The organism is Lactobacillus sp. 3B(2020) (assembly GCF_013487845.1).
In the GTDB taxonomy this organism is placed as follows: domain Bacteria; phylum Bacillota; class Bacilli; order Lactobacillales; family Lactobacillaceae; genus Limosilactobacillus; species Limosilactobacillus alvi.
In genome coordinates, this window is record NZ_CP047410.1 from 1604996 (window position 1) to 1620619 (window position 15624).

The 15624-nt window shown below is 44.2% G+C and carries 30 protein-coding genes; all 30 read right to left on the reverse strand.

Features of this window, described 5'->3' with window-relative positions:
• Window positions 1-10 precede the first annotated feature (10 nt).
• Window positions 11-811, reverse strand: coding sequence for an energy-coupling factor transporter transmembrane protein EcfT (locus tag GTO83_RS08075; RefSeq protein ID WP_180870277.1), 801 nt, complete (start codon window positions 809-811; stop codon window positions 11-13).
• Complete coding sequence (locus GTO83_RS08080; protein ID WP_180870279.1) at window positions 804-1670, reverse strand: ATP-binding cassette domain-containing protein; 867 nt, start codon at window positions 1668-1670, stop codon at window positions 804-806. Before GTO83_RS08080 ends, GTO83_RS08075 begins: the two co-directional genes overlap by 8 nt.
• Window positions 1637-2479 carry an energy-coupling factor transporter ATPase gene (locus tag GTO83_RS08085; protein ID WP_255463115.1) on the reverse strand — a complete coding sequence of 281 codons (843 nt, stop codon included), beginning with the start codon at window positions 2477-2479 and terminating at the stop codon, window positions 1637-1639. The genes GTO83_RS08080 and GTO83_RS08085 overlap by 34 nt, the downstream gene beginning before the upstream one ends.
• 231 nt (window positions 2480-2710) lie before the next feature.
• Complete coding sequence (gene rplQ, locus GTO83_RS08090; RefSeq protein WP_180870280.1) at window positions 2711-3091, reverse strand: 50S ribosomal protein L17; 381 nt, start codon at window positions 3089-3091, stop codon at window positions 2711-2713.
• A 30-nt stretch (window positions 3092-3121) separates the two neighbouring features.
• Window positions 3122-4063, reverse strand: a complete 942-nt coding sequence (locus GTO83_RS08095; protein ID WP_180870282.1) for a DNA-directed RNA polymerase subunit alpha — start codon at window positions 4061-4063, stop codon at window positions 3122-3124.
• Window positions 4064-4146: 83 nt separating this feature from the next.
• The gene (gene rpsK / locus GTO83_RS08100) at window positions 4147-4536 is read right to left on the reverse strand and encodes a 30S ribosomal protein S11 (RefSeq protein WP_003716676.1); all 390 of its coding nucleotides are present in this window, start codon (window positions 4534-4536) and stop codon (window positions 4147-4149) included.
• A 27-nt stretch (window positions 4537-4563) separates the two neighbouring features.
• Window positions 4564-4929, reverse strand: a complete 366-nt coding sequence (gene rpsM / locus GTO83_RS08105; RefSeq protein ID WP_180870284.1) for a 30S ribosomal protein S13 — start codon at window positions 4927-4929, stop codon at window positions 4564-4566.
• 25 nt (window positions 4930-4954) lie between these two features.
• Window positions 4955-5071 (reverse strand): 50S ribosomal protein L36, encoded by a 117-nt coding sequence (gene rpmJ / locus GTO83_RS08110; RefSeq protein ID WP_006916637.1) that lies wholly within the window; start codon window positions 5069-5071, stop codon window positions 4955-4957.
• Between the two features lie 25 nt (window positions 5072-5096).
• Complete coding sequence (gene infA, locus GTO83_RS08115; protein ID WP_006500601.1) at window positions 5097-5315, reverse strand: translation initiation factor IF-1; 219 nt, start codon at window positions 5313-5315, stop codon at window positions 5097-5099.
• Window positions 5316-5453: 138 nt separating this feature from the next.
• Window positions 5454-6110, reverse strand: coding sequence for an adenylate kinase (locus GTO83_RS08120; protein ID WP_180870286.1), 657 nt, complete (start codon window positions 6108-6110; stop codon window positions 5454-5456).
• A gap of 13 nt (window positions 6111-6123) precedes the next feature.
• Complete coding sequence (gene secY / locus GTO83_RS08125) at window positions 6124-7431, reverse strand: preprotein translocase subunit SecY (protein ID WP_180870288.1); 1308 nt, start codon at window positions 7429-7431, stop codon at window positions 6124-6126.
• Complete coding sequence (gene rplO, locus GTO83_RS08130; protein ID WP_180870290.1) at window positions 7431-7865, reverse strand: 50S ribosomal protein L15; 435 nt, start codon at window positions 7863-7865, stop codon at window positions 7431-7433. The genes secY and rplO overlap by 1 nt, the downstream gene beginning before the upstream one ends.
• A 31-nt stretch (window positions 7866-7896) precedes the next feature.
• Entirely contained in the window at window positions 7897-8079 is a 183-nt protein-coding gene (rpmD, locus tag GTO83_RS08135) for a 50S ribosomal protein L30 (protein WP_180870292.1), read from the reverse strand.
• Window positions 8080-8093: 14 nt separating this feature from the next.
• Window positions 8094-8603 carry a 30S ribosomal protein S5 gene (gene rpsE, locus GTO83_RS08140; protein WP_180870294.1) on the reverse strand — a complete coding sequence of 170 codons (510 nt, stop codon included), beginning with the start codon at window positions 8601-8603 and terminating at the stop codon, window positions 8094-8096.
• Window positions 8604-8624: 21 nt separating this feature from the next.
• Window positions 8625-8990, reverse strand: a complete 366-nt coding sequence (rplR, locus tag GTO83_RS08145) for a 50S ribosomal protein L18 (RefSeq protein ID WP_305066881.1) — start codon at window positions 8988-8990, stop codon at window positions 8625-8627.
• 44 nt (window positions 8991-9034) lie between these two features.
• Window positions 9035-9571, reverse strand: a complete 537-nt coding sequence (gene rplF / locus GTO83_RS08150; RefSeq protein WP_180870298.1) for a 50S ribosomal protein L6 — start codon at window positions 9569-9571, stop codon at window positions 9035-9037.
• A gap of 28 nt (window positions 9572-9599) precedes the next feature.
• Window positions 9600-9998, reverse strand: a complete 399-nt coding sequence (gene rpsH, locus GTO83_RS08155; RefSeq protein ID WP_180870300.1) for a 30S ribosomal protein S8 — start codon at window positions 9996-9998, stop codon at window positions 9600-9602.
• A gap of 32 nt (window positions 9999-10030) precedes the next feature.
• Window positions 10031-10216: a type Z 30S ribosomal protein S14 gene (locus GTO83_RS08160; RefSeq protein WP_180870302.1), complete on the reverse strand. Its 186-nt coding sequence runs from the start codon at window positions 10214-10216 to the stop codon at window positions 10031-10033.
• A gap of 16 nt (window positions 10217-10232) precedes the next feature.
• The gene (gene rplE, locus GTO83_RS08165; RefSeq protein ID WP_180870303.1) at window positions 10233-10775 is read right to left on the reverse strand and encodes a 50S ribosomal protein L5; all 543 of its coding nucleotides are present in this window, start codon (window positions 10773-10775) and stop codon (window positions 10233-10235) included.
• Window positions 10776-10804: 29 nt separating this feature from the next.
• Window positions 10805-11113 (reverse strand): 50S ribosomal protein L24, encoded by a 309-nt coding sequence (rplX, locus tag GTO83_RS08170; RefSeq protein ID WP_180870305.1) that lies wholly within the window; start codon window positions 11111-11113, stop codon window positions 10805-10807.
• A gap of 31 nt (window positions 11114-11144) precedes the next feature.
• Window positions 11145-11513 carry a 50S ribosomal protein L14 gene (gene rplN / locus GTO83_RS08175; protein ID WP_006916624.1) on the reverse strand — a complete coding sequence of 123 codons (369 nt, stop codon included), beginning with the start codon at window positions 11511-11513 and terminating at the stop codon, window positions 11145-11147.
• Window positions 11514-11571: 58 nt separating this feature from the next.
• Window positions 11572-11838 carry a 30S ribosomal protein S17 gene (rpsQ, locus tag GTO83_RS08180; RefSeq protein WP_019206040.1) on the reverse strand — a complete coding sequence of 89 codons (267 nt, stop codon included), beginning with the start codon at window positions 11836-11838 and terminating at the stop codon, window positions 11572-11574.
• A gap of 24 nt (window positions 11839-11862) precedes the next feature.
• Entirely contained in the window at window positions 11863-12069 is a 207-nt protein-coding gene (gene rpmC, locus GTO83_RS08185; protein ID WP_180870307.1) for a 50S ribosomal protein L29, read from the reverse strand.
• Window positions 12059-12493, reverse strand: coding sequence for a 50S ribosomal protein L16 (rplP, locus tag GTO83_RS08190; RefSeq protein WP_180870309.1), 435 nt, complete (start codon window positions 12491-12493; stop codon window positions 12059-12061). Before rplP ends, rpmC begins: the two co-directional genes overlap by 11 nt.
• Window positions 12494-12496: 3 nt before the next feature.
• Complete coding sequence (gene rpsC, locus GTO83_RS08195; protein WP_180870310.1) at window positions 12497-13144, reverse strand: 30S ribosomal protein S3; 648 nt, start codon at window positions 13142-13144, stop codon at window positions 12497-12499.
• A 12-nt stretch (window positions 13145-13156) separates the two neighbouring features.
• Window positions 13157-13504 carry a 50S ribosomal protein L22 gene (gene rplV, locus GTO83_RS08200; RefSeq protein ID WP_006500617.1) on the reverse strand — a complete coding sequence of 116 codons (348 nt, stop codon included), beginning with the start codon at window positions 13502-13504 and terminating at the stop codon, window positions 13157-13159.
• Window positions 13505-13519: 15 nt separating this feature from the next.
• The gene (gene rpsS, locus GTO83_RS08205) at window positions 13520-13801 is read right to left on the reverse strand and encodes a 30S ribosomal protein S19 (RefSeq protein ID WP_180870312.1); all 282 of its coding nucleotides are present in this window, start codon (window positions 13799-13801) and stop codon (window positions 13520-13522) included.
• A 31-nt stretch (window positions 13802-13832) separates the two neighbouring features.
• Window positions 13833-14678, reverse strand: a complete 846-nt coding sequence (gene rplB / locus GTO83_RS08210) for a 50S ribosomal protein L2 (protein ID WP_180870313.1) — start codon at window positions 14676-14678, stop codon at window positions 13833-13835.
• Window positions 14679-14703: 25 nt separating this feature from the next.
• Complete coding sequence (gene rplW / locus GTO83_RS08215; RefSeq protein ID WP_180870315.1) at window positions 14704-14997, reverse strand: 50S ribosomal protein L23; 294 nt, start codon at window positions 14995-14997, stop codon at window positions 14704-14706.
• Window positions 14997-15620, reverse strand: a complete 624-nt coding sequence (gene rplD / locus GTO83_RS08220; protein WP_180870317.1) for a 50S ribosomal protein L4 — start codon at window positions 15618-15620, stop codon at window positions 14997-14999. Before rplD ends, rplW begins: the two co-directional genes overlap by 1 nt.
• Window positions 15621-15624: the final 4 nt, after the last annotated feature.

Below are 15624 nucleotides of genomic sequence, written 5' to 3' on the forward strand. Positions count from 1 at the left end.
TTTACCTCGTTTAAAGTTGACGTAATAAAAATAAGATCCCAGTTAGCACGATGAGACTAATCATCCCCCCGGTATCTTTTTTTTGCCACTTCAATTGTCGATACTTCGTGCGCGGTTGGTTAGGATCATACCCCCGCGCTTCCATCGCAACAGCTAACTCCTCTGCTCGCTTAAATGAAGCTACAAATAGCGGAATCATCACGGGAACAAGGCGTTTAGCTCTGGTCAACAGTGATCCGCTGTTAAAGTCCATCCCCCGTGCCCGTTGAGCATTCATAATCATTGAAACTTCATCCATAATTGTCGGGACAAACCGTAAGGCAATGGAAAGCATCATTGCAATTTGATTCACCGGCACCTTTAAATATTTTAGGGGTTTCATTAACGCTTCAATTCCATCTGCCATCGCTAATGGGGTGGTAGTAACTGTGACAACTGTTGAAGCTGTAATGATAATAAAAAATCGCAAAATCAAAAAGCCAGCCTGAACCAATCCCGCTGAAGTTAACGAAATAATCCCCCATTGCCAATAAACATGTCCACCACTCGAGAAAAAGGCCTGGATCACTGCCGTAAACAATATTATCCACATTAAGGGGCGAATCCCAAGCCAATACTTCTTGAGGGCAACTTGACTTAACAGGACCATCCCTAGTAAAGCAATCAGCATTAAACCATTTGTTAAAAGGTTATTAGCAAAGAAGACCAGAATTACAAACCAGAAGCATCCCATGATCTTTAACCGCGGATCCAAACGGTGCATTAGTGAAGTCCCCGGCAAATACATTCCAAAGAGCACTTTCTTATTCATGATTCAGCCCCCTCAGTTTCTCTGCTAGAGCATCAGCTAATTCCGTTAGCGTAATTGGAAAATGATCAAATAATTCCGGATAAGTTTCCGTTAATTGATGGGCAAAGGTAACCGCCTGCGGTTCCACTAAATGATGCTTTGCTAAGAGTAGCGGATCCGCAAATAGTTCCCGTGGACGGCCTGAAAAAACCAATTTCCCGGTTGCTAACACTAATACTTGGTCTGCTAATTCCGCAACCTGTTCCATTTGGTGAGTCACTAGCAAAATCGTTAGTCCCGCCCGCTTTAGCTTTTTAATTAAGGCTAGTAATTCTTGTTGCCCGTCTGGATCTAAACCAGCCGTTGGTTCATCCAAGATTAATAATTTGGGCTTCATTGCTAAAACACCAGCAATTGCTACCCGCCGTTGTTGCCCCCCTGATAGCTCAAACGGAGATCGCTCATAGAAAGGACGACCAATCCCTAACTCACTGAGTGCAGTTTGAGCGGCAGCTTTCGCTTTCTGAGAACTAAGCCCCAAATTTAAAGGACCAAACATCACGTCCGCTAACACTGTATCCGCAAATAATTGGTGTTCCGGAAATTGAAAAACAAAGCCAATAGAATGACGTAATTCATTGAGGGCCGTTTGTTTGGTTGCGGTAGTTAGTTGATGCCCCATTACGACCAATTCACCCTCTGTTGGTAAAAGGAGACCATCCGTTAAATTCATTAAAGAGGACTTACCACTTCCCGTATGACCAATAATGGCAGTAATTTTTCCTTGAGGAATTGTCGCTGAAAAGTCTTTTAGTGCCCAAGTTATGCCTTCATCATATGACAGACTTACGCCTTGGTAGCTAACTGCTGATTTATCCATTCATAGAGTGCTCCCTTCCCTAGATAGTTCGTTGGCACCTTTATTCCACGAGCCTTTAGTTGATCCCGGAGGATTAAACTAAAGGGTTGAACTAAACCAATTCTCTGAATTAAGGCTTGATCATTTAACACAACTGCTGGTGAAGCTTGCTTTACAATTTTTCCTTGATCTAAGACAGCAACCTGATCGGCTAATGCCACTTCATCAGGGTCATGAGTAATCGAAATGATCGTTAATTCACCTTGATCACGTAACTTTGCTAACTGGGTGAGTACGTCTTTGCGTCCCTCCGGATCTAGCATACTCGTTGCTTCATCTAAAACTAATAGTTGCGGCTTTAAGGCTAAAGCTCCGGCAATTGCTACCCGTTGTTTCTGACCACCCGAAAGTTGCTCCGGGGCCCGATCACGAAAAGCTTGCATCTTAACCAAAGTAAGTGCCTGTTCAATAATTTTGGGCATTTCACTGCTTGAAACTTGTCGATTTTCTAATCCAAAAGCAACATCAGCAGCCACTGTCGCTCCAACAAATTGATTATCTGGGTTTTGAAAAACAAAACCAATTTTTTGATGAATTGCAGCAATATTTTCAGTATTAACTTCTAAACCATCCACCCAAATCGTCTTAGAGGGAGTTTCAAGAAGTCCGTCAATTAAACGAGCTAAGGTCGATTTACCACTTCCGTTTTTTCCAACAATCGCTAGCCATTGCCCCGCTGGAACCTGTAGGGTTAAATCATTTAGAGTTAGTTTATTTTGATGGGCATACTTAAAATTTAAGTTCTCAATCTTTATCATCGCAGTTTTCATGGATAATTCCTTCTGATTTAATTCCGTTTTAAAAGTACGCATCTCGCTAATGTAACGTACCTATTCTACCAGAGAATTTAACCGGACCCTAGTTTTTTATGTAAACAAAAAAATCACTTACAGCTGCGGTGCACGATTGCTCGCATTCAAGCTAGACTAGGGTTGCCCCACCATCGTAACGCTCTATACCATCAGCCGTAGTGATTTTATTACGCAGATTTAACTATGCTGTTAAACCAATTGAAGAATAACCATTTGTGCGCCGTCCCCGCGACGTGGCATCGTCTTGAGAATCCGAGTGTAACCACCGTTACGGTCAGCGTACTTTGGACCGATTTCTTCAAAAAGGTTTTGTAATGCAGATTGTACCTTTACATCATCGCCATCTTCCTTAACGTCAGCGACAACATTCCGTACAAAAGCAGCTGCTTGACGCCGTGAAGCTAAATCGCCCCGCTTTGCCAAAGTGATCATCTTGTCCGCAGTCTTCCGAACTTCCTTCGCCCGTGCTTCAGTCGTCTTGATTGAACCATTAACAAGCAAATCAGTCGTCAAATCGCGTAATAAAGCCTTTCGTTGTGAACTAGTCCGTCCTAATTTACGGTAACTCATGAGTGTCCCTCCTTTAAATTTTTGATTTAATTAGTCTTCTTGGCGAAAACCAACACCAAGGTCTGCTAATTTAAGCTTGATTTCTTCAAGTGACTTTTGACCTAGGTTACGAACTTTCATCATGTCAGCTTCAGTCTTTTCGGTTAAGTCCTTAACAGTTTGAATATCAGCACGCTTCAGACAGTTATAAGACCGAACAGATAAATCAAGTTCTTCAATCGTCTTATCCAGAACCTTTTCTTGGTGCGTTTCTTCCCGTTCAACCATCACTTGAGCATCTTGTGCTTCTTGCGTGAGGTTAACAAACATCGTTAAGTGAGAAGTCAAAATCTTAGCCGCCAATGAGATTGCTTCAGTTGGCGTTAATGAACCATCGGTCCAAACATCTAAGGTTAACTTATCGTAATCATTACTTTGACCCACCCGCGTGTTTTCAACGGTGTAGTTGACCCGTTCAATTGGAGTATAGATTGAATCAATTGGTAAAACACCAATTGCTAGATCCATCCGGGACTTGTTAACATCAGCAGAATTGTAACCACGACCAGTGTCAGCAGTCATCCGCATGTGTAGTTCTGCCCCATCAGCAACGGTCGCGATGTGGAGATCTGGGTTTAAGACCGTTACGTCCCCATCACCTTGGATGTCAGCTGCAGTAACTTCTGCAGGACCCTTAACATCCAATTCAAGGTTCTTAGCGTCTTCAGACTCGATCTTCAAAGCAACTTTCTTTAAGTTTAAGACAATTTGAGTAACATCTTCGGTTACCCCTTCAACGGTACTAAATTCATGTAGCACCCCATCAATGTCAATACTCGTAATTGCCGCCCCTGGCAATGAAGCCAGCATTACACGCCGAAGAGAATTACCAAGCGTCGTCCCATAACCGCGTTCTAACGGTTCAACAACGAACTTACCGTAGTTGTCGGTCTCTTCAACTTTGTGAATGTTTGGTTTTTCAAATTCGATCATTCTACTCTTGTACCCCTTTCAAACGCGGATCGTATTTCATAAAAAAGGCATCTGGTCGACATAAAGATCGCCGGTGATGCAAATTAAACACGACGACGCTTTGGAGGACGAGAACCGTTGTGTGGCACTGGAGTTACATCACGAATTGCGGTAACTTCAAGCCCCGTTGCTTGCAATGCACGGATAGCAGATTCACGACCGGAACCAGGACCCTTAACTTCAACTTCAACAGTCTTCATACCATGTTCCATTGCTTGCTTAGCAGCAGCTTCTGAAGCCATTTGAGCAGCAAATGGCGTTGACTTCCGACTACCCTTGAAGCCCAAGACACCAGCTGAAGACCAAGCTACAGCGTTACCTTGAACGTCGGTAATCATGATCAAAGTGTTGTTAAAAGTGGAGTGAATGTGTGCAACACCAGTTTCAACATTCTTTTTTGCACGACGCTTGCGCGTACCCTTTTTGGTTGCCATAAACTAACTAACCTCCTTTACTAATAATTACTTCTTCTTGTTGGCAATCGCAACAGCCTTCCCCTTCCGGGTCCGAGCGTTGTTCTTAGTGTGTTGACCACGAACTGGTAAACCACGACGGTGACGCATCCCACGGTATGATCCAATTTCTTGGAGCCGCTTGATGTTCAAGGAAACTTCACGACGAAGGTCCCCTTCAACCTTAAGGTTTTCCACTTGAGCCCGGATCTTTTCTTCTTGATCCGGCGTAAGATCACGTACCCGCACGTCTTCAGAAACACCAGCTGCTTCCAAAATCTTGTGCGCAGTAGAATCACCAATTCCAAAAATGTAAGTTAAGCCGACAACGATTCGCTTGTCACGAGGTAAGTCGACACCTGCAATACGAGCCATTATTGCACCTCCTTTATATAATTAATTACTTGCCTTGGCGTTGCTTGTGCTTAGGGTTAGAGCAAATAACCATAACCCGGCCACGACGCTTGACAATTTTGCAGTTATCGCACATCTTCTTTACTGATGGACGTACTTTCATTGTAAAATCCTCCTAAAATCCAGATTTATTTGAAGCGGAAAGTAATCCGGCCCTTGGTCAGATCATATGGAGACATTTCAACCTTAACCCGGTCACCAGGCAAGATCTTGATATAGTGCATCCGGATCTTACCAGAAACGTGAGCTAAAATTTCAACCCCATTTTCCAATTCAACTTTAAACATTGCATTAGGTAAAGTTTCAGTAACCTTACCCTCAACTTCGATTACATCGGCTTTTGCCACTGCACGGTTCCTCCTTGCCGTATCTCAGAATTTACGTAAAAAGGTGGGAAGCGGAATCCGCTACCCACTGCGAGCTAGATAAACCTTGCATAGTTTAACACAGGTTATCCTGTGTTGCAAGGTTAACCTTATTTTCGCTTACAGGTTCGTCAAAACTTCCTTAATGGCTTGGTAAACCTTATCGATATCTTGCTCACCATTGATTTGGTACAGACAGCCCTGCTTTTCATAGAAATCAATGAGTGGAGTGTTGAGTTTAATGTTGACTGCTAACCGATTCTTAACGGTTGCTGGTTTATCGTCATCCCGTTGATAAAACTCGTGGCCTCCACAAACATCACAAGTACCTTCAACTTTTGGTTGATTGTACAACTTATGATAAGTTGCGCCACAGTTTCTGCAAATGAAACGACCACTTAAACGATCAACTAAGACTTCTGGATCAACATGAATGTTGATAACCGCGTCAAGCTTTTTACCGTCAGCATCAAGCATTTGGTTTAAAGCTTCAGCTTGGGCCAAGTTACGTGGGAACCCATCCAACATGAAGCCATCTTTGACATCATCTTGGGCTAAGCGTTCCTTTACAATTCCGTTAGTAACTTCATCAGGAACCAATTCACCCTTATCGATGAATTGCTTAGCTTGAAGTCCCATTGGCGTTTCGTTTTTCATAGCAGCCCGGAAAATATCCCCGGTTGAAATATGCGGAATGTTAAAATCATTAACAATATATTGGGCTTGGGTCCCTTTGCCGGCACCCGGGAGCCCCATCAATACAAGGTTCATACTCATGAAGATTTTCCCCCTAAGCTTCTGGTTCATGAATGAAGCCGATATATTCACGCTTCATCGTTAACCCATTCAGTTGCCGATTTACATCCAAAGCGATTTGCACAACAATCAATAAACTTGTTCCCCCTAAACCAATTGATTGGCTAAGGTTCCAAATATTGCTTGCGAGCAACGGAATCAATGAAACTAATCCTAAGAAAAGTGATCCGACGGTACTCAAACGCATCAACAATGCCGATACGTAATCTTGAGTTCCCTTACCAGGCCAAACCCCAGTGATATAACTCCCTTGTTTTTGTAGGTTTTCTGCTAACTTCTCAGGGTTAACTTGAACAAAAGCATAGAAGAAAGTAAAGATCACAATTAGGAAAATATAAAGACTAATTCCAGCCGTCGATTGTAAATTAAAAATGTCGGTCATCACTTGATACCAAGTATCACCACTATGAGTCCGTTGGAAAGCCATCAAGATCGTTTGTGGTGTTGATATAAAGGAACCAGCGAAGATCACGGGGATAACCCCAGAAACATTTAATTTTAACGGCAGGTAACTATTCTTAGGTGAGGTCGTTGTCCGACGCGTATATTGGATTGGCAACCGTCGTTCAGCCTGTTGAACCCAGGTAACAAACGCCACAATAATCAAGAGCGCCACTACTACGAGAGCAATAAACCCAATCCCCATCCAGAGGTCGGTACCGGATTCACCAGTAATTTGGTCATTCCAAAGTTGCTCAATTCCTGAAGGCATCGAAGCGATGATCCCCGCAAAGATCAAAACGGAAACCCCGTTTCCCAGACCTTTTTCAGTAATCATGTCACCCATCCAGGTGGCAAACATCGTTCCGGCCGTCAGAATTAAACCAATCGTTAAATAGGTTTCTACCCCAGGATTGTTCACCAACTTAATCGTACTTAGTGCATTAAATCCAGCGGTAATCCCGATTGATTGGACAAACCCCAAAACAATGGTTAACCATCGAGTTGCCTGATTTAGCTTTCGCCGTCCCACTTCACCTTGTTTACTCCACTCAACAAACTTCGGTACAATATCCATTTGTAATAATTGAACCACAATTTGTGCCGTGATATAAGGTGAAACTCCCATTGCAAACAATGAGTAATTTTGGAGACCGCCTCCACTAAATGTATTTAAGATTGACGCTAACCCTGACGATGATAATTGCGCCAACGCTGCGGCGTTAACCCCTGGAACCGTAATTGATGCACCTAACCGGTAAACAACCAGCACAAACAAAGTAAAAAGAATCCGCGAACGGATATCTTTAACCTTGAATGCATTTCTGGCGGTTGAAAACATTAAATCACCTCAGCCGTGCCACCAGCTGCTTCAATGGCTGCCTTAGCAGAAGCAGAGAATTGGTGAGCCTTGACCGTTAACTTCTTGGTGAGTTGTCCGTTTCCAAGAACCTTAATTCCACTCTTTTCGTTCTTAACAATGCCGGCTTCCTTCAAAGTAGCTGGCGTAACTTCAGCACCGTCGTCAAAACGGTTTAAAGTCGTTAAGCTGATGAGTGCGTAGTCCTTATGGTTCATGCTAGTAAAACCACGCTTTGGCTTTTGCCGATAGAGTGGCATTTGGCCCCCTTCGAAGCCAAGACGCGTCTTACCATGAGCCTTTTGACCCTTAGTCCCCCGACCGGACGTAAAACCATGTCCAGATGAAAGACCACGACCCTTACGAAGCCGCTTAAAACGAGAACCTTCAGCAGGTTGTAGTTCGTTTAACTTCATTTTTTTTGGCACCTCCTTATTTAAGTTTAAATTACTTAACTTCTTCAACAGAAACTAAGTGAGCGACCTTAAAGATTGCCCCGCGAGTTGCAGCGTTATCTGGGAGGATAACGGAGCTGTGAAGCTTGCCAAGGCCCAGCGCCTTAACAGTCCGACGTTGAGTTGGTTGGCGGTGGGCAACACTGCGGATTAAAGTAACTTTAACTTTAGCCATAATTTGTCCTCCTATTATTCTGCCAAGTGGTCAACTGAAACGCCACGGAGATTTGCAACTTCTTCAGCGCTCTTCAAAGCCTTTAAACCTTCGAAGGTTGCCCGCACAACGTTGATTGGCGTGTTGCTACCAAGACGCTTGGAAGTAACATCGTCGATCCCGGCGAGTTCCATAACGTTACGAACCGCACCACCGGCAGCAACCCCGGAACCTTCAACAGCTGGCTTGAGCAAAATCTTACCACCACCGTAAGTACCGATTACTTCATGAGGAATCGTAGTACCTACAGTAGGCACTTTAATCAAGTTCTTTTGAGCAGCCGCAGAAGCCTTCCGAATTGCTTCAGGAACTTCTTGAGCCTTACCAGTACCAAAGCCAACGTGGCCGTTGTGGTCGCCGACAACAACTAATGCAGCAAAACGCAAACGACGACCACCCTTAACAACCTTGGTAATCCGGTTGATGGAAACAACTTGATCGTCTAGATCCAACTTAGCTGGATCAATGAATGATGATGATGCCATTACGGGTTATTCCTCCTTTTCTTAGAATTGTAGACCGTTTTCACGAGCGGCTTCAGCTAATGCTTGAACCCGACCATGGTAAAGATAACCACCACGGTCAAAGACAACGTTTGAAATGTTCTTTTCAACTCCGCGCTTCGCAATTAATGCTCCGACGCCAGCTGCCTTTTCAGACTTAGTCTTGCCACTTACTTCACTGTCTAAAGTTGAGGCACTTGCGAGCGTCACACCCTTTACGTCATCAATTAATTGAGCGTAAATGTTTTTGTTAGAACGGTAAACACTTAAACGTGGGCGCTCTGCAGTACCAGAGATTTTGCCGCGAACGCGCATGTGACGGCGTTGACGGATCTTGTTCTTATCTGGTTTTGAAATCACAACTGTCACCTCTTATTTTCTATATCTTAATTTAACTTGCTAGCAAGTAACGATTACTTACCAGTCTTACCTTCCTTAAGGGAGATGTGTTCGTTTTCGTAGCGAATCCCCTTACCCTTGTAAGGTTCTGGTGAACGAACGGCACGAACTTCCGCTGCAAAGTCACCAACTTTTTGCTTATCAATCCCGCTGATTTCGATGGTAGTGTTATCTGGAACCTTAATATCAATATCAGCTGGCTTGTCCATTTCAACTGGGTTTGAGTAACCAACAGTTAAAATCAACTTGTCACCCTTAAATTGAGCCCGGTAACCAACACCGACTAACTTCATGGTCTTCTTGTAACCATTAACAACACCTTCAACCATGTTGTTCACATTAGCCCGCGTAGTTCCGTGAAGTGCACGAACCTTGTTATCGTCACCGTCACGATCGAACTTAATAACATTACCTTCAATACTCATCTTGATCAATGGTGAAATTTCACGAGAAAGTGTACCCTTAGGACCCTTAACCGTAACCACATCACCGGATTGAGATACTTCAACGTTTTCAGGTAAGTCAATTTCCTTGTAACCAATACGACTCATCTTTACACCTCCTATCAATTAAATTTGATTACCATACGTAAGCAATAACTTCGCCACCGATCTTCTTGGCACGGGCTACCTTATCAGTAACAACTCCGTTAGAAGTTGAAATGATAGCAATACCCAAACCATTTAAGACCTTTGGCACAGCGTCTGACTTAACGTATGAACGAAGACCTGGCTTTGAAATCCGCTTCAAACCAGAGATAACGCGTTCTCCGTCCTTGCCGTACTTCAAGAAGACACGAATGATGCCTTGCTTGTTGTCATCTACGTATTCAACATCGCGAATGAAGCCTTCTTGCTTCAAAATTTCTGCGATGTCCTTCTTCATCTTTGATGCAGGTGCTTCAACTGATTCGTGGTGCGCCATGTTAGCGTTCCGAATACGAGTTAAGAAATCTGCAATTGGATCACTCATAGACATCGTGTATTTTCCTCCTTTTGTCGTTGATTTGTTTACCAACTAGCCTTCTTCATCCCAGGAATTTGACCATCATGGGCAAGTTCACGTAAGCAAATCCGGCATAAGTGGAATTTACGGTAAACTGAGTGCGGACGGCCACAACGTTCACAACGCGTGTAATTTTGGGTTGAGAACTTGGCTGGACGGTTGCACTTAGCGATCATTGATTTTTTAGCCAATTGTGGAACCTCCTTTTTACTTAGCGAATGGCATTCCGAGTTGTGCCAACAATTCATGTGATTCTTCATCAGTGTTAGCAGTCGTAACAATGACGATATCTAACCCACGAACTCGCTTAACATTATCATAATCAATTTCTGGGAAGATTAATTGTTCCCGAACCCCAAGGGTGTAGTTCCCACGGCCATCAAATGACTTGTTGGAAACCCCACGGAAGTCACGAACCCGTGGTAAGGAAACGTTAATTAACTTGTCTAAGAAATCGTACATCCGTTCACCACGAAGGGTAACCTTTGCACCGATTTGCATTCCTTCACGAAGACGGAAGCCGGCGATAGATTTCTTTGCCTTAGTAATTAATGGCTTTTGACCTGAGAACAAGCCTAATTCTTCAACGGCTTCGTCCAAGTTCTTAGAGTTTTGCGTTGCGTCACCAACCCCCATGTTTAAAACGATCTTATCGATCTTTGGGGCTGCCATAACTGAAGAGTAGTTAAACTTTTCAATTAAGCTAGGACGAATTTCATTTTCATACTTAGCCTTTAAACGGTTTTCCATAATCTGGATATTCCTCCTTCCCAGAAAAATTAGTCAATTTGCTTGCCTGACTTCTTGGCAATCCGAACCTTCTTGCCATCAACGACTTGGAAACCAACTCGAGTTGGTTCGTTCGTAGATGGGTCGATCAACATCACATTTGAAGCTTGAATTGGAGCTTCAGTGTCCACGATGCCACCGTTAGGGTTAATGCTAGTTGGCTTTTGGTGCTTCTTAATCATGTTAACACCTTCAACGATCACACGATTTTCCTTCGCAAAGGTCTTCTTGATCGTGCCTTCCTTGCCCTTATCCTTACCGGTAATGACGCGAACCTTGTCACCTGTCTTTAAAAACATGTGGTAGTGCACCTCCTTATTTTCGGTAATCTTAAAGTACTTCTGGAGCAAGTGAAACGATCTTCATAAAGTCGTCATCACGTAACTCACGAGCGATTGGGCCAAAAATACGGGTACCCTTAGGGCTCTTGTCATTGTTGATCAAAACAGCAGCGTTTTCATCAAACTTGATGTAAGAACCATCTTTCCGGTGAAGACCATGCTTAGTCCGAACGACAACGGCCTTCACAACATCACCCTTTTTGACAACGCCACCTGGTGTTGCTTGTTTTACAGTAGCAACAATAATGTCACCAATATTACCGGTCTTGACACGGGAACCACCCAAAATCTTGATTACCAGGATTTCACGGGCACCTGAGTTATCAGCGACCTTCAACCGACTTTCTTGTTGAATCACGGTTAGTGTCCTCCTTCCATCTCTAAGTAAGAATTAAGAATACGAATGTGGTTAAGGCTTAAAGGATAACGGCCTTTTCAACAACCTTAACAAGACGGAAACGCTTCTTTGCGGATAATGGCCGCGTTTCCATGATTTGAACAGTGTCACCTACGTGAGCTTCATTGTTTTCATCGTGGGCATAGAACTTCTTAGAGTACTTAACCCGCTTACCGTAAATTGGGGCACTCTTGTAAGTGTCAATTACAACGGTAATTGTCTTGTCCATCTTGTCTGAAACGACACGACCTTGGTACACCTTACGTGCATTACGTTCGTCACTCATGCGCTAATCCTCCTTTTCGTATTCTTATTTGTTTAATTCTTGTTGGCGAAGAACCGTCTTAACCCGTGCAATGTTCTTGCGAACGCTCTTAAGGCTTGCAGTGTTTTCCAACTGACCGGTTGCTAATTGGAAACGTAAGTTAAACAATTGTTCCTTGAGTTCCTTTTCCCGGTTAAGCAATTGCTCAGTGGTTAATCCATTCAGTTCTTGTACGTAATCTTTAGTCTTCATTAGATTGTCCACCTACTTCCTCACGCTTTAAAATCTTTGTGCGAACTGGCAACTTTTGGCCAGCGAGCCGAAGAGCTTCACGGGCAACTTCTTCAGGAACCCCAGCAACTTCGAACATAACTTTACCACGCTTGACTGGGGCTACCCAACCTTCAGGAGCACCCTTACCATTACCCATCCGGACACCAACACCTTTGCTAGTGTATGAGAGGTGTGGGAAGATCTTAATCCAAACCTTACCACCACGCTTCATGTAACGAGTCATAGCAATACGAGCTGCTTCAATTTGGCGGTTAGAAATCCAGTGGGAATCCAACGCTTGCAGACCAAAATCACCGAAACTAACGGTCTTGCCACCCTTAGCTTCACCACGCATGTGGCCACGTTGAACCTTACGGTGCTTAACACGCTTTGGTACTAACATGTTTTACTTCCCTCCATTCTTCTTTTCAGGGAGCACTTCACCACGGTAAATCCAAGTCTTGATACCAAGTTGACCGTAAGTAGTCCGTGCTTCGTCCCATGAGTAATCAATGTCGGCGCGCAACGTGTGCAATGGAACTGTACCTTCTGAGTATAATTCAATCCGTGACATGTCGGCACCATTTAAACGACCAGCAACTTGAATCTTGATCCCCTTAGCACCGGCACGCATAGCACGTTGGATAGCTCCACGCATTGCCCGCCGGAATGCAATCCGGTTTTCAAGTTGTTCAGCAACGTTAAGTCCAACCAAGTGAGCGTCTAAGTCAGGCTTCTTAATTTCAATAACGTTGATGTGAACCCGCTTGCCAGTCAACTTATTGAGTTCCAAACGAAGTGCTTCAACTTCTGAACCACCCTTACCGATGACCATACCTGGCCGTGCGGTGTGAATTGAAACGTTCACGCGGTTAGCAGCCCGTTCAATTTCGATGGTTGACACAGAGGCATCAGCAAGTCGCTTTTCGATGTATTTACGGATCCGGAGGTCTTCGTTCAAGTAAGCAGCGTAGTTCTTATCTGCGTACCACTTAGCAGTCCATGGACGAATGACCCCAACACGGAAACCATTAGGATTAATCTTTTGACCCACTATTCATTCCTCCTATTTTTCTGTAACAACCACTGTAATGTGACTAGTCCGCTTGTTGATTGGAGAAGCTGAACCCTTGGCACGAGGACGGAACCGCTTAAGGGTTGGTCCTTCGTTGGCAAAGGCTTCGCTAACAACCAATGAAGCCCGATCTAGGTCAAAGTTGTTTTCAGCGTTTGCAACAGCAGATTTTAATACTTTTTCGACGTCTGAAGCTGCACCGTTAGGAGTGAACTTCAGAATAGCAAAGGCTTCAGCAACTGACTTGTTGCGGATCGTATCCAATACAAGGCGAACCTTACGTGCGGATACCCGTACCATCTTGGCAGTTGCCTTAGCTGAAGTGATGTTTTCAGCCATTTATCAATTCCCTCCTTACTTCTTAGCAGTCTTCTTGTCGTCGGATGCGTGACCATGGAAAGTCCGCGTTGGCACAAATTCACCAAGCTTGTGACCGACCATGTCTTCTTGAACGTACACTGGAACGTGCTTACGACCATCGTACACAGCAAAAGTTAAACCAATAAAACTTGGGTAGATAGTAGAGCGACGTGACCAGGTCTTGATGACCGTCTTCTTATCACTGTTGGCTTGTGCTTCTACCTTCTTAAGTAGATGAGCATCAGCGAACGGCCCCTTCTTCAAACTACGAGACATTTTTGTACCTCCTCTCGGGTAAGTTTAAATATTAACGGGTGTGTGGACCACGCTTGCGACCACGAACGATAAACTTGTTGGAACGAGCCTTGTGTGAACGAGTCTTCTTACCAACAGTCTTCTTACCCCATGGAGATAATGGAGATGGTAAACCAACTGGAGCCTTACCTTCACCACCACCGTGAGGGTGGTCGTTAGGGTTCATAACAGAACCACGAACGTGTGGACGTTGACCAGCGTAGCGTGAACGACCTGCCTTACCCTTAATCAAGAGGGCGTGTTCATCATTACCCATGGCACCGATCGTAGCCCGGCAAGCTGCCAAGACCATCCGAACTTCACCAGAGGAAAGGCGAACTAAGACATACTTTTCTTCCTTACCAAGCAATTGAGCAGAAGTCCCAGCGGCACGAGTTAATTGACCACCCTTACCTGGCTTCAATTCAATGTTGTGGATAACAGTACCAACTGGAATATCCTTTAATGGTAAAGTGTTACCAACCTTGATGTCAGCATCAGAACCAGATTGAACCGTCATCCCAACCTTAAGTCCCTTAGGTGCTAAGATGTATGACTTTGTTCCATCAGCATAAACGATCAATGCAATGTTTGCAGTCCGGTTTGGATCGTATTCGATTGCCTTAACCGTTGCTGGAACATCATCCTTGATCCGCTTAAAGTCGATGATCCGGTATTGACGCTTCGTACCACCACCACGGTGACGAACAGTCATGTGACCGTAATTGTTACGACCAGCAGTGTGCTTTAATGGTGCTAACAGAGACTTTTCAGGCGTCGTCTTCGTAATTTCAGCGAAGTCGTAGCCGTTCATGTTCCGGCGACCATTAGTGGTACCTTTGTACTTACGAATTCCCACTGTGTTTTCCTCCTAACCTTTAAAATTATTCGTTGTCGTCGTTGAACAACTTGATTTCGTTAGAGTCAGCAGAAAGCGTAACGATTGCCTTACGACGACGCTTAGTGTAACCGACGTAACGGCCTTGACGCTTTTGCTTTCCCTTAACATTCATGATGTTAACCTTAACAACCTTTACGTCGAAGATTTCTTCAACCGCATTCTTAACTTGCGTCTTGGTTGCTCGTAAGTCAACGTCAAAAGTGTAACGCTTAGCGTCCATGGCAGCAGTTGATGCTTCCGTGATAACTGGACGTAAAATGATGTCGCGTGCTTCCATTATGCGAGCACCTCCTCTACTTGAGAAAGAGCTGACTTAGTGATGACTACCTTTTGAGCATCAACTACGTTTAAGATGTTAACTCCAGCTGGGGTAACAACCGTAACGTTAGTCAAGTTCCGTGCAGAAAGTGCTGCAAACTTGTCGTCATCAGTTACAACGATCAGCGTCTTTTCGTTGACGTTTAAGTTATTTAATACACCGGCGAATTCCTTCGTCTTAGGTGCATCAAAGTTTAATCCGTCAACAACTACGAAGTTGTTATCAGCTACCTTTTCAGTTAAGGCAGACTTAATAGCAAGTTGACGAACCTTCCGTGGTAACCGGTAGTTGTATGAACGTGGCGTAGGCCCAAAGACAATTCCACCACCCCGGAATTGAGGAGCGCGGATAGAACCTTGCCGTGCACGACCGGTACCCTTTTGACGCCATGGCTTCTTACCACCACCGCGAACAGCTGAACGGTTCTTTACAGCGTGAGTCCCTTGACGAAGGGAAGCACGTTGACGAAGAATAGCTTCGAATTCAGCATGTTGGTTAACTTCAACAGCAAAGATTGCATCGTTGAGTTCAACAGTGCCGTTTTGGCTACCGTCTTGGTTGTATAATGCAACGCTAGTCATATTT

Coding starts and splice junctions, on each gene's coding strand:
- GTO83_RS08075 (WP_180870277.1), bottom strand. CDS start 811: ATGAATAAGAAAGTGCTCTTTGGAATGTATTTGCCGGGGACTTCACTA.
- GTO83_RS08080 (WP_180870279.1), bottom strand. CDS start 1,670: ATGGATAAATCAGCAGTTAGCTACCAAGGCGTAAGTCTGTCATATGAT.
- GTO83_RS08085 (WP_255463115.1), bottom strand. CDS start 2,479: ATGAAAACTGCGATGATAAAGATTGAGAACTTAAATTTTAAGTATGCC.
- rplQ (WP_180870280.1), bottom strand. CDS start 3,091: ATGAGTTACCGTAAATTAGGACGGACTAGTTCACAACGAAAGGCTTTA.
- GTO83_RS08095 (WP_180870282.1), bottom strand. CDS start 4,063: ATGATCGAATTTGAAAAACCAAACATTCACAAAGTTGAAGAGACCGAC.
- rpsK (WP_003716676.1), bottom strand. CDS start 4,536: ATGGCAACCAAAAAGGGTACGCGCAAGCGTCGTGCAAAAAAGAATGTT.
- rpsM (WP_180870284.1), bottom strand. CDS start 4,929: ATGGCTCGTATTGCAGGTGTCGACTTACCTCGTGACAAGCGAATCGTT.
- rpmJ (WP_006916637.1), bottom strand. CDS start 5,071: ATGAAAGTACGTCCATCAGTAAAGAAGATGTGCGATAACTGCAAAATT.
- GTO83_RS08120 (WP_180870286.1), bottom strand. CDS start 6,110: ATGAGTATGAACCTTGTATTGATGGGGCTCCCGGGTGCCGGCAAAGGG.
- secY (WP_180870288.1), bottom strand. CDS start 7,431: ATGTTTTCAACCGCCAGAAATGCATTCAAGGTTAAAGATATCCGTTCG.
- rplO (WP_180870290.1), bottom strand. CDS start 7,865: ATGAAGTTAAACGAACTACAACCTGCTGAAGGTTCTCGTTTTAAGCGG.
- rpmD (WP_180870292.1), bottom strand. CDS start 8,079: ATGGCTAAAGTTAAAGTTACTTTAATCCGCAGTGTTGCCCACCGCCAA.
- rpsE (WP_180870294.1), bottom strand. CDS start 8,603: ATGGCATCATCATCATTCATTGATCCAGCTAAGTTGGATCTAGACGAT.
- rplF (WP_180870298.1), bottom strand. CDS start 9,571: ATGAGTCGTATTGGTTACAAGGAAATTGACTTACCTGAAAACGTTGAA.
- rpsH (WP_180870300.1), bottom strand. CDS start 9,998: ATGTCTATGAGTGATCCAATTGCAGATTTCTTAACTCGTATTCGGAAC.
- rplE (WP_180870303.1), bottom strand. CDS start 10,775: ATGGAAAACCGTTTAAAGGCTAAGTATGAAAATGAAATTCGTCCTAGC.
- rplX (WP_180870305.1), bottom strand. CDS start 11,113: ATGTTTTTAAAGACAGGTGACAAGGTTCGCGTCATTACCGGTAAGGAT.
- rpsQ (WP_019206040.1), bottom strand. CDS start 11,838: ATGAGTGACGAACGTAATGCACGTAAGGTGTACCAAGGTCGTGTCGTT.
- rpmC (WP_180870307.1), bottom strand. CDS start 12,069: ATGAAGACTAAAGATTACGTACAAGAACTGAATGGATTAACCACTGAG.
- rplP (WP_180870309.1), bottom strand. CDS start 12,493: ATGTTAGTACCAAAGCGTGTTAAGCACCGTAAGGTTCAACGTGGCCAC.
- rplV (WP_006500617.1), bottom strand. CDS start 13,504: ATGGCTGAAAACATCACTTCAGCTAAGGCAACTGCCAAGATGGTACGG.
- rpsS (WP_180870312.1), bottom strand. CDS start 13,801: ATGTCTCGTAGTTTGAAGAAGGGGCCGTTCGCTGATGCTCATCTACTT.
- rplW (WP_180870315.1), bottom strand. CDS start 14,997: ATGGAAGCACGCGACATCATTTTACGTCCAGTTATCACGGAAGCATCA.
- rplD (WP_180870317.1), bottom strand. CDS start 15,620: ATGACTAGCGTTGCATTATACAACCAAGACGGTAGCCAAAACGGCACT.